This window comes from Citrobacter sp. TBCS-15 (genome assembly GCF_005280815.1).
Classification (GTDB): Bacteria; Pseudomonadota; Gammaproteobacteria; order Enterobacterales; family Enterobacteriaceae; genus Citrobacter; species Citrobacter werkmanii.
Genome location: NZ_SZWK01000101.1, coordinates 586,628 through 600,266, shown reverse-complemented (window position 1 = coordinate 600,266; position 13,639 = coordinate 586,628). Strand labels below are relative to the sequence as shown.

Sequence of the window (13,639 nt, the reverse complement as noted above, 5' to 3'; positions counted from 1 at the left end):
GTATTACATACTCAAACATTGAGTTTTAATTGTAATGGGTTGTGTGGTTGTAAAATACGGGAAAGGTGTTTTCCCACCCCTTTTTGTGAGTAAGATCGCAACTCATCTGAATGCGTCCGCCTTCCCAAGAAAAGACTGGATGTGGGTGTCCAACATATTCATTCTATGATTGACGTCGAAAGCGTATTATCCTATAACAACGTTGATATACAACAGCCATCGGGTGTTATCCATGCACAAGAAAAACACATTAAGTCTGGATGAGTATAACTCACTCACTCTTAATATGGGTGATCTAACTGAATCTGAGTGCCGACTTAATGAGTACATTAATAAACACTTTAATGAACTCCCCTATCATGGCATTGTGGATCTTTCACAAAATGCGATGGTAAGCAAAGCGACCATTGGCCGGTTCTTAAATAAAATTGGCTTTACAGGTTATGCAGCTTTCCGCAAAGCATTAGACATTACGTTGTCAAAAAATAAAATTTCTGCGCCTTTTGAGAAAAACACCAAACTACGTAACAGCCCCAGCATTACCACAGAAAGTATCGTTACTGATTTCACATGCAAAGTATCAGAATTATTTAATCAATTTAAAAATAATATCGATATTACAAACCTGAATACTTTTATCGATCTGGTACTGAACAATCAACGTCATATTTATGTTGTCGGCCCTTCATCTTCTCATGCCATGGCGACACATTTTTGTACTCTGCTAAAATACTTTCGTAGCAACATCACACTCTTACCGACAGACATCAGCGAACTTCCTAAATGTCTTATTAATATTGAAGAGGAAGACGTCCTGATTGTCTTCTCCTACTATCGATTCAATCGGGTTGCCCTCAATATTGCAAAGTGGTTCAGAAAAAAGAATGCCGTCGTGGTACTGGTTACCAACTCAGAAGCGAACCCTTACGGTAAATTCTGCGATCTGCAGTTTGTTCTTCCCAGCGACGTACAGTCCATTTTTCAAAGCCGTATACTCGGCTTCTTTTTTATCGAACTCATTTTGCATCTGGCTTATGAGAAAGGCGATAACGAGGGGAATTTTGCCCAACTGGAGGAATTATTCGTCTTTTTTGAAACTTTTTCGGCATCAGCCCACAACACTTAGCGCCGCCAGGAGAGTGCCTCCTCCCGGCAGCATGGCAAATCAGGCAATCTCTACCGTTTTTACGCGTTCGAATTCAGCTATCGTTTCAGCAATTAGCGCATCATTAGCCCCGATATATGATAGCGGCTCGCAGGCGGCGGTAATTTCCGCCACAGACAGTGACGCTCGGATTTCCGGGCTGGCCAGCACAACCTCCATGAAGTTCTGCTCACCAGTTGCATTCTTCAGAAGTTTTTTCAATAAGTTATAGGCTGACTCTCTGCCAATTTTGGCGGCAAGTTTCATCGTCAGCGATTCCGACATAATAAAGTGTTTCGAGCAGTCAAAATTAGCACGCATCTTCTCTTCATTAATGATGAGGTGCGAAAGCAGATTTTTTGCACGTGTCAGGCTGGTCGATAAGGCATTCGATGCCTCCGGAAGGATCGTCCAGTTCAGAACCCTCATAGAGGCGGCTCGCACATCCTGTTGATCCAACATGGCCGGCGCACCGGAAGCATACATCCAGCCCATTCTTGCCAGCGTTTGTATCATGTTACTGGCGCGCGGATTGACTTTGTGCGGCATTGTGCTTGATCCTCCACCGCCTTCGCCTTCAAACACTTCAGCGATCGGCGTGCGCCCCATGGTTTCGACATCGTTAGCCAGTCGACACAGCGTGCCATGGACAAGCGCAAAAAACTGCACAACTTCAACGACCGCATCCTGACTGGCATTATTAATACCGCAGGGCACGTTAAGTCCCAGCGCCAGCATCAGTCGTTCACGGGTTTCCATACCCTGCTCGCCCACGGAAGCCAGGTTGCCTACCGCACCACCAAAGAGTCCGGTCACCGCGCGTGGATACAACTGCTGGAGTCTTGCCAGGTGGCGGTTAATCTCTGTCAGATAACTGCACACATGGAGCCCCCAGGTTGTCGCAGAGGCATCCACCGAATTGGTGCGCGCAACCATTACCGTGCGGGTGTGTCGTATTGCCATTGCTGCTATAACTTCACCTACATCAAGCAATTGCTCGCGCAGCAATTGCAGCGTTTGCTGCAATCTCATCGCCATACCTGAATCCAGCAAGTCCTGGGTGGTGCATCCCCAATGCAGAAACTGGCCTACCAACGGCGTACCGAAGGCGGAGATCTGATCGATTAGCGGTTTTATTGCCATACCAACCGTTTGTGTTTCCTTTGCCAGAGTAGGCCAGTCTATCTGTATTTCCTGGCAGGCTTGCGCAATTTCAGTTGCCGCCTGCTCGGGGATAATCCCTAACTCACTTTGAATGCGTGCAACAGTGACCTCAAATCGCAGCCAACAACGCAGCAGATTGTCGTCAGACCATATTTCCCGCATCCGCTCGTGGGTGAACAATGATGAATAAAGATCAGAATCAAATACCGTTGTTTGCTTACCGAACATACAGCGCCTCTCCGGCCAATGAATGCGTTATAATCGAAAATGTGATTAATCAATTTTGCGGGATCTGTCCTGCAAATTACAGGGGAAAATAGTATTCCCACCCCAAAACCGGCTATGAGAATGCACTATTCCCATTTTCAGTTTTTGCTCCCGTTAGAAATGGGATGTACTTCACAGTAATTCCTGCATTACAGTTTAAACAGTCGCAATATTTCAATAAAAACGTTCATTAAATATAAGAACCATTAATACAACAGCGCAATCAGATATATTTATGCGTGAATAATCACATTTCATTACGAGAAAAAATGTTTCCCATACCGCTGTCCTTCCTTTTTCACAAACAATTATCCCGCTGTGAACTTTCTTTTTATGGTCAGGAAATTAATGCTGTTTTGAGGGATGACATGAAACTAAAAAATTATTCACTAATATTACTAATGGGTATGAGTTCCTCGGCGTTCGCCTTAAACGTCTATAATAAAGATGGAAATACTCTGGATATCTATGGGCGTGTTGAGGGTAAAATTGCGAGTGGTCAGAATTCATTTGCCGGCAGTGAAAGCCGAAGCGATTTGGGTGGACGTGTAGGTATTTATCTCACCCGAGATCTGGATCTGCTGCCAGATACCAAAATCGTGGGTCGCCTGGAGTGGCAGGTGCGTACCGAAAAAAATGATAACAATACCGGTGAAAGCGATATGGAAGCCCGCTATTCCTATGTCGGTCTGTCGAATAAAACATGGGGTGAATTGATCACCGGGAGAACCAAAAACCCGTTGTACCAGGTTATGAAAATGACCGATAAATACAAAAACTTTACGCCCAATATCTACAGCTATGGCATTACAACCATTGATGATTCGTACCAGTTCAACCGCCAGGACGGCACCGTACAGTGGAACGCCAAATTTGCTGGTAACGAAATTCAGCTGGCATGGGTCTCCGGTAATGGCAACAGCGATAACGAAGCCCTCGATTATGGCGCGATGGCCAGCTATCGTAAGCCTTTCAAATTTGGCGATTTTAGAATTACACCGGCGATTGCGGCCAGTCGTTATAAGCGACAGGATGGTGTCGTGACCACCGATGGGCGTAATCAAAACGATCAAATTATGGGAGGGTTACAACTCAACTATAAAGCCTATGAAGTTGCGGTAACCGCGTTACGTACATCTATTTCCCGCGATAACAAAAGTGATAATAATTATAAAGGAATGGACTCACTTATTTCCTACAACTTTGGCACCGTCAAGGTTCTCACTGGATACAGTTTTTTAAATGAAGATGGTAAAGATATCGCTGAAAAAGAAGACTGGCGTGCTGAAGCGCAATTAACATTGGCTGAGGATACGTGGTTATCATTTACTTACGATAAAGAATTCGCCAGTAAGAACAAAAAAACCAATGATGATGCGCTCATCGTTGGACTCCGTTATGATTTCTAAGAGATAACCAATGAAAAAGATAACTTTGCTTACCGCTGCAATGGCCCTTGCACTGAGCAGTGTCTGCGCTCATGCGGATACGTTATTAGCGCCTTCCGCTCATGCAAAAATGGATGGCGAGAATAAAATCGTTGCGCTTTATGGTAACTCATTCACGTTCTATAACAATAATATCAACACCCGATTACGGGATTTGACGCAGTCTTTACTGCCGGACCATGCCAAAGGCTATAAGTATCGGGGGATAACGATTTCCAGCGGTCATTTAGGCTGGCAAATTGAGAATATGCGCTACCAGAACACGCTACAGAAATGGGATGTGGTGGTATTGCAGGGGAACTCCACAGAAACGATCTCAAAGAAAGAAAGTACCCGACAAAACTTCGTTGACTCGGCAACCCAAATGGCCGAAATGGCACATAAAGCCGGTGCAAAAGTCGTCTATTTCATGACCTGGGCGAAGAAAGCTAAACCCGAAGATAGCCAAAAACTGGCGGATGCTTATATCTCCATTGCGCAAAAAACAGGGGGGTATGTCGCTCCGGTAGGTCTGGCTTTCGAGAAAGCGCGCAAAACCCATCCGGAAATAAACCTGTATTATCATGATGGTGTACACCCTTCGATTTCTGGAACGTATCTCGCAGCCTGCGTATTTTTCGCTACCTTGTATAACCAGTCTCCGGTCGGCGGCGCACTTCCGGTCGATACGGACATGACCCCTGCCACCGCCAAAGCGTTACAACAGGTTGCATGGGAAACCGTCACTGAGTTCCAGAAGTCATAATCATCAGGTTATTCATCACCGACACGTCGGCAATTCTGTCGGCGTGAAATGCATTATCCCCCGCCAATTCCTTAGCACCCTACGCAAATAAGAATTATTTTCATTTGTTTATACCTTGTGCTATATAACATAGCAAAGGCTATATTTGTTGATAAATTAACCACTTTGTTGTGAGGGATACTATGCCGCAGCTGCCCCATCTGAAGTCATTTCTCCTTGCTGGCGCGTTAACGGCGCTGACGTTGTCACCTGCCTGGGCGCAAGAAAAGTTCAAAGTGATAACCACCTTTACGGTGATTGCGGATATGGCAAGTAACGTGGCAGGTGACGCCGCGGACGTCAGTTCCATCACCAAACCTGGGGCAGAAATTCATGAATATCAACCCACGCCGGGCGATATCAAGCGGGCGCAAGGCGCACAGCTTATTCTCTCGAACGGGCTTAACCTCGAGCTGTGGTTTGCCCGTTTCTACCAGCATTTATCCGGCGTGCCGGAGGTAATGGTCTCCAACGGTGTGCAGCCAATGGGTATCAGCGAAGGGCCGTACAACGGCAAACCCAATCCGCACGCCTGGATGTCGGCAGAAAACGCGCTGATCTACGTGGATAATATTCGCGATGCGCTGATGAAATACGATCCGCAGAATGCCGCAACCTATCAGAAAAATGCGCAGAATTATAAAGCCAAAATCCAGCAGACGCTGGCGCCACTACATGCAGAACTGGCGAAGCTCCCTGCCGATAAACGCTGGCTGGTCACCAGTGAAGGCGCGTTTTCTTATCTGGCACGTGATAACGGCCTGAAAGAGTTGTATCTGTGGCCGATCAATGCCGATCAGCAGGGTACCCCCAAACAGGTACGCAAAGTGATCGATGCGATCAGAGCGCATCATATCCCAACGGTATTTAGCGAAAGCACCGTGTCCGATAAACCTGCGCGTCAGGTGGCCCGTGAGTCTGGCGCACATTACGGCGGCGTACTGTATGTCGATTCGCTCAGCGCGGCCGATGGCCCGGTACCGACCTATCTGGATTTACTGCGCGTCACCACACAAACCATTGTTAACGGCATCAACGAAGGTCTGGAGAGCCAACCATGAATCACTCTGCGATTACCGTAAATCAGGTTACGGTGACGTATCGCAACGGTCACACCGCATTGCGGGACGCCACTTTTCAGGTTCCGGGCGGTTCGATTGCCGCCCTGGTCGGCGTAAACGGTTCAGGAAAATCAACGCTTTTTAAAGCGCTGATGGGGTTTGTTCGCCTGGCGCAGGGGGAAATATCTATTCTGCAACAGCCGGTTAATCAGGCACTGAAACAGAATCTGATTGCCTATGTCCCTCAGTCGGAAGAGGTGGACTGGTCGTTTCCGGTACTGGTGGAAGATGTAGTGATGATGGGTCGCTTTGGCCATATGGGCTGGCTGCGTCGGCCAAAACAGATCGACCACGCCTGTGTTGATGCAGCGCTGGCACGGGTCGATATGCTGGACTATCGCCATCGCCAGATAGGTGAACTGTCCGGCGGGCAGAAAAAACGCGTTTTTCTGGCAAGAGCCATCGCTCAGGATGGACAGGTGATTTTGCTGGATGAACCCTTCACCGGCGTGGATGTGAAAACCGAGGCGCGCATCATCGACCTGCTACGCGAACTGCGCGGTGAGGGGCGGACCATGCTGGTCTCTACCCATAATCTGGGATCCGTTACCGAATTTTGTGATTACACGGTAATGATTAAAGGTACGGTGCTGGCAAGTGGCCCGACCGAAACCACCTTTACGACTGAGAATCTTGAGCAGGCATTCAGCGGCGTTCTGCGCCATGTGGCGCTGAGCGGCGGTGAGCAACATGTGATTACCGATGATGAACGCCCGTTTATTTCGCGACGCGCGGCCAGCGAGGGGGAATAATCATGAACTGGCTGACAGAACCGTTTGGTTACCAGTACATGCTCAACGCGATGTGGGTCTCGGCAATGGTCGGCGGCCTGTGTGCGTTTCTCTCCTGCTATCTGATGCTCAAAGGTTGGTCGCTGATTGGCGATGCGCTGTCGCACTCTATCGTTCCGGGCGTTGCCGGCGCTTATATGTTAGGGCTTCCCTTCGCCCTTGGCGCATTTCTTTCCGGTGGACTGGCAGCGGGCAGCATGCTGTTTCTCAATCAGCGTTCGCGCCTGAAGGAAGATGCGATTATCGGACTGATTTTTTCCTCTTTTTTCGGTATCGGGCTGTTTATGGTGTCGCTCAATCCGATGTCGGTCAACATCCAGACCATTATTCTGGGAAACGTGCTGGCGATTGCACCGGAAGATATTCTGCAACTGGCCATCATCGGCGTCATCTCGCTGACTATTCTGTTGCTGAAGTGGAAAGATCTGATGGTGGTTTTTTTTGATGAAAACCATGCGCGCTCCATCGGTCTGAATCCTGGCCGGTTAAAGCTGTTATTTTTTACGCTGCTCTCCGTTTCCACGGTTGCCGCTCTGCAAACCGTCGGCGCATTTCTGGTGATTTGTCTGGTGGTCACACCCGGTGCCACCGCCTGGCTGCTGACCGATCGTTTTCCGCGTCTACTCACTATCGCCGTGGCTATCGGCAGCCTGACCAGCTTTTTTGGCGCCTGGCTGAGCTACTGGCTGGACGGCGCAACCGGCGGAATTATTGTGGTTCTACAAACGCTGCTGTTCCTGCTGGCGTTTGTCTTTGCGCCAAAACACGGTCTGCTGGCGAATCGCCGCCGCGCCCGCCGGGTGAACAAGGAGTCCGTATGATCTTCACAATGCTGCTGGAACCCTTTCAGTTTAGTTTTATGGTCAATGCGCTGGTCATCTCCACCATTGTCGCCATCCCCTGTGCGCTGTTGTCGGTGTTTTTGGTGCTTAAAGGCTGGGCGCTGATGGGCGATGCCATGAGCCACGCGGTTTTTCCCGGCATTGTGCTGGCGTGGATAGCGGGTATCCCACTGGCGATTGGCGCGTTTATCGCCGGGCTATTTTGTGCGGTGGCAACGGGCTATCTCGACGACAATAGCCGAATTAAGCGTGACACCCTGATGGGGATCGTCTTTTCCGGTATGTTTGGCGCGGGCCTGGTGCTATACGTTTCGATCCAGTCGGAGGTCCATCTCGATCATATTCTGTTCGGCGATATGCTGGGCGTATCGTTTAGCGATATTGTGCAAACCTCGGTTATTACGCTGGGAATTGCGCTTATCATCGGGCTGAAGTGGAAAGATCTTCTACTGCACGCCTTCGATCCGCATCAGGCAAAGGCCAGCGGTCTTAACACGACGCTGCTGCATTATGGTCTGTTGTGTATGATTGCCCTGACGATCGTCGCCACGCTGAAATCGGTAGGCATTATTTTGTCGATTTCCTTGCTAATTGCACCAGGCGCCATTGCGATATTAATGACACGGAAATTTTCCCATGCCTTATTGTTGGCGGTGGTCATGTCGGTCATAACCTCATTTCTGGGCGTGTATCTGTCATTTTTCATCGACAGCGCGCCGGCTCCCACCATCGTCGTATTATTTTCGCTGCTGTTTGTGATTACCTTTATTTATTCAACGCTGCGCGATCGCCGTTTAGAGAAACAGCAGCTGCGGCATGATATATAAATAACGCTTAATAGTATGCTCGCTAATATTTATGACATCGACAGGCACCCCAGCTATGAATATAGCCTCCCGCGGGAGGCTATATTCTCCGTAAACTACAACATCGTGAGAATACGATTTAATAAACGGATCCGCGGTTCAATTGAGGCAATATCAAGCCACTCATCGGCACTGTGAAAACCTGCACCGACAGGCCCCAACCCGTCCAGTGTTGGAATACCTAACGCCGCCGTCAGGTTGGCATCGCTACCGCCACCCACGGCCTGCCAGGTAACCGAAATTCCCTCTTCTTTCCCGGCCCGTTCAACCAGCGCCATCAGGCGTTGTGTCTCTTCGCTCGCCGCCATCGCGGGTTTATGACTTACGCGGGTCAGCGTGGTGGTCACGCCATCAAGGAAACCTTGCTGACACAGCGACTGTAGCGACTTGTGCACGCGCTCATACTCTTCATTTTCCCAAAAACGCACATCCAGTTCCGCGTGTAGCTTTGCCGCCACGACGTTCGCCGCGCTTCCCCCCTGCACCACACCGACGTTTAGCGTGGTTCCGCGGGTCATATCGGTCAATGCGTTAATGGCCAGCACACTATTGGCAAAAGCGGTAATGGCAGAACGCCCTTTTTCTGGCTCATTCCCGGCATGCGCCGCCACGCCGTCAAACGTCAATTGATAGCCGCCGACACCTTTTCGCGCTTTCACCAGCGAACCGTCAGCCCGGGCAGCTTCACAGACCAGCACGCAACGCGACCGCTTCGCCAGTTCGCTAATCCACATACTGGAGTGAACGCTGCCGGTCTCTTCATCCGGATTCATCGCCACCGCGATAGATAAACGTTGCAGATGCTCCGCCGGCAGTGTGCGCATCGCCCAGAGGATATTCAGTAAACCGCTTTTCATATCGGAAACGCCCGGCCCGTAAAGACGGCTTTCATCGCGGCTCATTGGACGTTCAGCTACGGTTCCCACCGGGAAAACGGTATCCAGATGACCTACCAGCAGTACATCATACTGCGTCGCCTGGGGCTTATTGGTCACCAGCAAGGCCGGGCCCACCGCATTGCCTAAATCTACCAGCTCCGTTTGCCAGCCTTCTTCCTGCTGCCAGAGTTCACGCACCACCGCGGCAACCTGGGCTACCCCCGCGACCGTTTGTGTTCCACAGTCTACGTTGACCAGCGTTTGCAGTTCATCAATGTATTTTTCCAAATCCATGGTATTTCCTTATCAGAGAATAATGCGCATCAGCAGCATCGCTAAAAAAGCGTTCAAAACGGAGATAACAATCATCAGGGGAATACGTTTAGCGCTGGTGCCAATAACCCCCAGAATGCGTCCCAGGTACTGCACCTGGGAGCCCATCAAATAAATTGCCGGCGCCAGGATAGCCAGGTGTTCACCGGTCAGAATGCCTTTATCAAACAGACCAATCGCAACGCCAATACCTCCGCCCATCGACATCCAGCCGCCAATCAGTACCGCTGCGGCTTCACCTGGCAGGCCAAAAAGTCCCATCAGCGGAGCGAATATCATGCCAAGCCCTTTCAGCGCCCCGGTAATCTCCAGCGCCTTGATGATGACAAAGGCCATCACCACGTTTGGCAGCGTGCTGGTGGTGGCGATGTTCCAGCCTTTACGCGCACCTTCGACAAATACATCGGTAATAACAGGATTAGAGGTTGGCGCACTCATGATGCTTCTCCCGGCACAGTTGATTGGGCTTTTTTATTGGTGAAAGTCAAGATCAGGCGCATCATGTTGGCGCCAACAATTTTCATGATGAACATCACGGCCACACACGCGCCAATGGACGCGGGTACCGCCGGGGTACCATCCACTGCCATCAGGGTGAACAGGATTGCGCCGGAAGAGAAAAAGTTAGTGATCATGGCCCCGGCAGAAAACTGGAACATAGCAAAAATGTCCTTTTCGTTTTCTGTAATTTCACCTTCATCGGCCAGGTTACGGGTAAGCGATGCGCCAACGTCCGTACTCTGCAAGCTGCCAATCAACGCCAGACCGGTATTTCCAGGGATCCCCATCAGCGGACGCAATAATGGGGTCAACAGGCGCCGCGCCGCACGCAGCGCGCCGTAGTGTTCCAGCACATTAATCATGCCCAAGGCAAACATTACTGCGGGGATTAATCCCAGCGCGAAAAGAAAGCCATCCATAGCACCATGACCACCGGTACCACGAAATGCGCTGGTTGCGGTCGTCAGGGTATCGCCTTCAAGACTCACTTTACTGACAACCCTGCCAAATGCGCCATTCAGAGTGGTGAAATCAAATACACCGTACCATTCTTTTCCGCCGAGTAATCCAGAGAAAAATACTGCGGCGAATGCCAGAGCAAAATAAGCCCCGGGTCCTACCTTATTATCCTGGGAGGGTAAACTCATATCCATTTCCTTGTTATCGTGGAGAATCACCCGGACATTTTGAATAAACAAAGAATAAATAAAGTGATTTAAATCATTTCCACGACGCGAACCAAATAGAAATATTTAAAAATGTGACAGACCTGCGCTTGCTATTTAATTAAAGCCATCATGCTGACATTTAAATTAATCATTACTTATGTAATGAAGCGTAAATATCACAACAGGAAGGTGAGCGGCATTAAAAAAGATAAACAAAAATATTTACAGCTAAACTATTTCATGCCGCGGTAAAATAGATTTATAACACCATTAGCCTATCGCCAGCTTAACAACGGGCTGAAGGCTTCGCTGCCCACCAACGCACGTAACGCAGGCAGATGACAGTTGCGTGCCAGAAGCGGTGGTACGGCAAAAATGGTGTCGCCAGGTAAGATGACATTCTCCAGTTGTCCCCACAGGTACCAGCCGGTTTCAACGCCGCTATCCGGGACAAACAGATGCAAATGTCTGCCCTGCTGCGGCTCATCGGCAATGCCCAGCCACTGGCTTAAACGCGGGATTTCCGGCGCAACCCTTGTCACCAGCGAACAGCGCCCGACCTGGTTTGCCGGAATATAAAAATTGAGCGTTCCGAGGGTAATACGCACCGCAGCCAGATTAATGGGAGCCGTCATAACCACTGGTCTCCTGATAACGCGCAAAAACCAGATTCAGATCGAGCAGCGTGAACCAGGTTTCCGCCACATTAACCACCCCCACTGCGATAGTTTGCAGTGCCGGAGGCAGCGAGTCTCCCGGCAAGTGGATTTGGCTTTCGGCGACTTCCAGCACATCAATCAGTTTGTCGATCAGGATCCCGCTTTGCATTTTCTCGGCGCAGCCAATCAGGATAGTGCGTTTACCTGCCGGGTTAACGACAGGTTTATCGATCAGGCTGTCCAGCCTCATCACCGACTCTACACGTCCACGGTAGTTGATGACGCCTTCCAGCATCGGCGCACAGCAGGGAACCCAGGATATAGGGCGCTCCGCGAGGATCTCTTTTATCTGCGCCCCATAGAAAGCAAAATTCTTACCCGCCAGTTGAAATAGCACCAGCGTTCGCTGCGGCTCATCCACATTTTCACACTCCGGCTTTTCACCGTGATTTAGGGCGAGAATTTGCTCCAGCTGTTGGCTCATGATTTCTCCTTTTTACTCAGCAATGCAGAAGGTGTTACGGCCATTTTGCTTCGCGGCATACAGCGCCTGGTCGGCGCGTTCGCGCAGCGTTTCAACACGATCGCCAAACTGCCACTGTGCGATGCCTGCGCTAAAGGTACTGTGAAAACTGGCGTCATTGACGGCGAAGGTGACCTGTTCATAGTCCCTGCGTAATCGTTCGACCACCCGTGCCGCCTTTTCGCTACTGGTGTTGGGCATAATGATGACAAACTCTTCGCCCCCGTAACGCCCCACGATATCGGTGCTGCGTAAGCGATGGGAAAACAGCTGCGAAATGCCAACAATCACCTGGTCGCCAACCGCATGGCCGTAGGTGTCGTTAATACTTTTGAAATGATCCAGATCCACCATCACCATGCAGAACGGATTACCGCTGTAATTCGACTCGGCAATCGCGCTTTTCAGAAAATGGGTTGTCGTTGAGTGGTTATATAATCCACTCAGACTGTCCTGCGACATACGCGCACGCAGGGCGCGCATTCTTTCGGCACGGATAGACACGGCACGGATGAGCTCCTCGGGATCGGCTTGTTTGAGAATAAAATCCTCCGCACCGATGCTCATTGCCCCAAGCTGCGCATGCTTGTTGGTCTCGCTGGAGAGATAGGCGATCGGCAGACCAATATGCTGTGGTATCTGACGAATAAGTTTTGTTAATTCCTCACCGCTAAATTCCGGCATATGGTAGTCCATCAGCACCAGATCGATAGGCTGCGCGTTCAGCACATGTAGTAAATAGTGAGGTTTCTCCAGCACATGTACCTCCATTCCCGCCATGCGCAGCCTTTCAGCGTTGTACTCAGCCACCGCGGGTTCATCATCGATCAGCAGCACCTGATACGGTTTTTTCAGCGAAGGCTGCGTCAGGCGGTGTAGTTCCTGTACCAAATCAGTGATAGAAGCCGGTTTCACGTAGTAGCCATCACAGCCGGATTTAATGGCGTTGATACGGGCGTTAAAATCGCTGTGGCAGGAGAGAAATAGAACCGGGAAAGGTTTACCCACTTTCTGCTTTAGATCCGCCATCGTCAACGGCCCACCGTAGGCGTTGTCCGGGAAGCTGACATCCATAATCACCACGGCTGGCGGTTGTGCCAGTACGGCTTGCGTAAAATCCTCAGTATTGGCGAATACATGACAGGTAAAGCCGAAACAGCGCAACTGGGTGGCAAGCAACTCAACCTGGTCGACATCATCATCACACAGGTAGATAGGCTTGCTGGCCCGCCGGACATATCCCTCTTCCGGGCGCCGGGAGGAGACAGGCAAGGTGAACTCCGTATTGCTAATACGATGCTCAAGATTGAGCTGCTCCTGGGTGAGGGTATACAACCAGCGGATAATTCGCCGCAGCTCATCATAATGCAGTATGCTTTGCTCTGATTCCGATTCTGTTAGTAAACGCTCACCTTCTGCTGAGGCATTCGCCAGCGGGCTAAAACCAAAGGACCCCGCCGAACCGTGAATACTGTGCAGCAGAATATGCAATTGCTTACGACAAGCTTCGCTGGGTTCAGCGACCAATTGAACGAGCAGTCTTTCTGCCTGTGCCAGCATATCGGGGATGCGACGTAAAAATCCCTGACGCAGACGCGCTATTTTTTCCTGCGCCGCTGCCATGGCTATGTGCTTATTTTCTGGTTTCAT

Annotated in this window: 14 protein-coding genes; 7 read left to right on the top strand and 7 right to left on the bottom strand. The window is 50.1% G+C overall.

Annotated features, from left to right (window positions below; translation table 11 throughout):
* Positions 1–232: 232 nt before the first annotated feature.
* On the top strand, positions 233–1,126 hold the full coding sequence (locus tag FDW96_RS05895; protein ID WP_042310604.1) for a MurR/RpiR family transcriptional regulator: 894 nt from the start codon (positions 233–235) through the stop codon (positions 1,124–1,126).
* A gap of 39 nt (positions 1,127–1,165) precedes the next feature.
* Here FDW96_RS05895 and FDW96_RS05890 read toward each other — a convergent pair whose 3' ends face one another.
* On the bottom strand, positions 1,166–2,536 hold the full coding sequence (locus tag FDW96_RS05890) for an adenylosuccinate lyase family protein (protein ID WP_137365348.1): 1,371 nt from the start codon (positions 2,534–2,536) through the stop codon (positions 1,166–1,168).
* A 407-nt stretch (positions 2,537–2,943) separates the two neighbouring features.
* Between FDW96_RS05890 and FDW96_RS05885 the strand changes: the two genes are divergently transcribed.
* The 6 genes from FDW96_RS05885 to sitD all read left to right on the top strand — a co-directional run bounded on the left by FDW96_RS05885 (position 2,944) and on the right by sitD (position 8,388).
* Entirely contained in the window at positions 2,944–3,984 is a 1,041-nt protein-coding gene (locus FDW96_RS05885) for a porin (RefSeq protein ID WP_137365399.1), read from the top strand.
* Positions 3,985–3,994: 10 nt separating this feature from the next.
* Positions 3,995–4,768 (top strand): DUF4886 domain-containing protein, encoded by a 774-nt coding sequence (locus tag FDW96_RS05880; protein ID WP_042310610.1) that lies wholly within the window; start codon positions 3,995–3,997, stop codon positions 4,766–4,768.
* A 182-nt stretch (positions 4,769–4,950) separates the two neighbouring features.
* Entirely contained in the window at positions 4,951–5,868 is a 918-nt protein-coding gene (locus tag FDW96_RS05875; protein WP_042310613.1) for a metal ABC transporter substrate-binding protein, read from the top strand.
* Positions 5,865–6,680, top strand: coding sequence for an iron/manganese ABC transporter ATP-binding protein SitB (sitB, locus tag FDW96_RS05870; RefSeq protein WP_137365347.1), 816 nt, complete (start codon positions 5,865–5,867; stop codon positions 6,678–6,680). The genes FDW96_RS05875 and sitB overlap by 4 nt, the downstream gene beginning before the upstream one ends.
* 2 nt (positions 6,681–6,682) lie before the next feature.
* Positions 6,683–7,540 (top strand): iron/manganese ABC transporter permease subunit SitC, encoded by an 858-nt coding sequence (gene sitC, locus FDW96_RS05865; RefSeq protein WP_137365346.1) that lies wholly within the window; start codon positions 6,683–6,685, stop codon positions 7,538–7,540.
* Positions 7,537–8,388, top strand: a complete 852-nt coding sequence (gene sitD, locus FDW96_RS05860; RefSeq protein WP_137365345.1) for an iron/manganese ABC transporter permease subunit SitD — start codon at positions 7,537–7,539, stop codon at positions 8,386–8,388. Before sitC ends, sitD begins: the two co-directional genes overlap by 4 nt.
* 95 nt (positions 8,389–8,483) lie before the next feature.
* Here the strand turns inward: sitD and FDW96_RS05855 are convergent, their stop codons facing one another.
* The 6 genes from FDW96_RS05855 to FDW96_RS05830 all read right to left on the bottom strand — a co-directional run bounded on the left by FDW96_RS05855 (position 8,484) and on the right by FDW96_RS05830 (position 13,639).
* On the bottom strand, positions 8,484–9,599 hold the full coding sequence (locus FDW96_RS05855) for a M20 family metallopeptidase (RefSeq protein WP_137349489.1): 1,116 nt from the start codon (positions 9,597–9,599) through the stop codon (positions 8,484–8,486).
* A gap of 12 nt (positions 9,600–9,611) precedes the next feature.
* The gene (locus FDW96_RS05850; protein WP_042310622.1) at positions 9,612–10,076 is read right to left on the bottom strand and encodes a YjiG family protein; all 465 of its coding nucleotides are present in this window, start codon (positions 10,074–10,076) and stop codon (positions 9,612–9,614) included.
* Positions 10,073–10,792 carry a nucleoside recognition domain-containing protein gene (locus FDW96_RS05845; protein WP_042310623.1) on the bottom strand — a complete coding sequence of 240 codons (720 nt, stop codon included), beginning with the start codon at positions 10,790–10,792 and terminating at the stop codon, positions 10,073–10,075. Before FDW96_RS05845 ends, FDW96_RS05850 begins: the two co-directional genes overlap by 4 nt.
* Positions 10,793–11,082: 290 nt before the next feature.
* On the bottom strand, positions 11,083–11,442 hold the full coding sequence (locus FDW96_RS05840; RefSeq protein WP_042310626.1) for a hypothetical protein: 360 nt from the start codon (positions 11,440–11,442) through the stop codon (positions 11,083–11,085).
* The gene (locus FDW96_RS05835; protein ID WP_137365344.1) at positions 11,426–11,950 is read right to left on the bottom strand and encodes a chemotaxis protein CheW; all 525 of its coding nucleotides are present in this window, start codon (positions 11,948–11,950) and stop codon (positions 11,426–11,428) included. Before FDW96_RS05835 ends, FDW96_RS05840 begins: the two co-directional genes overlap by 17 nt.
* Before the next feature lie 12 nt (positions 11,951–11,962).
* Positions 11,963–13,639, bottom strand: a complete 1,677-nt coding sequence (locus FDW96_RS05830) for a diguanylate cyclase (protein WP_137365343.1) — start codon at positions 13,637–13,639, stop codon at positions 11,963–11,965.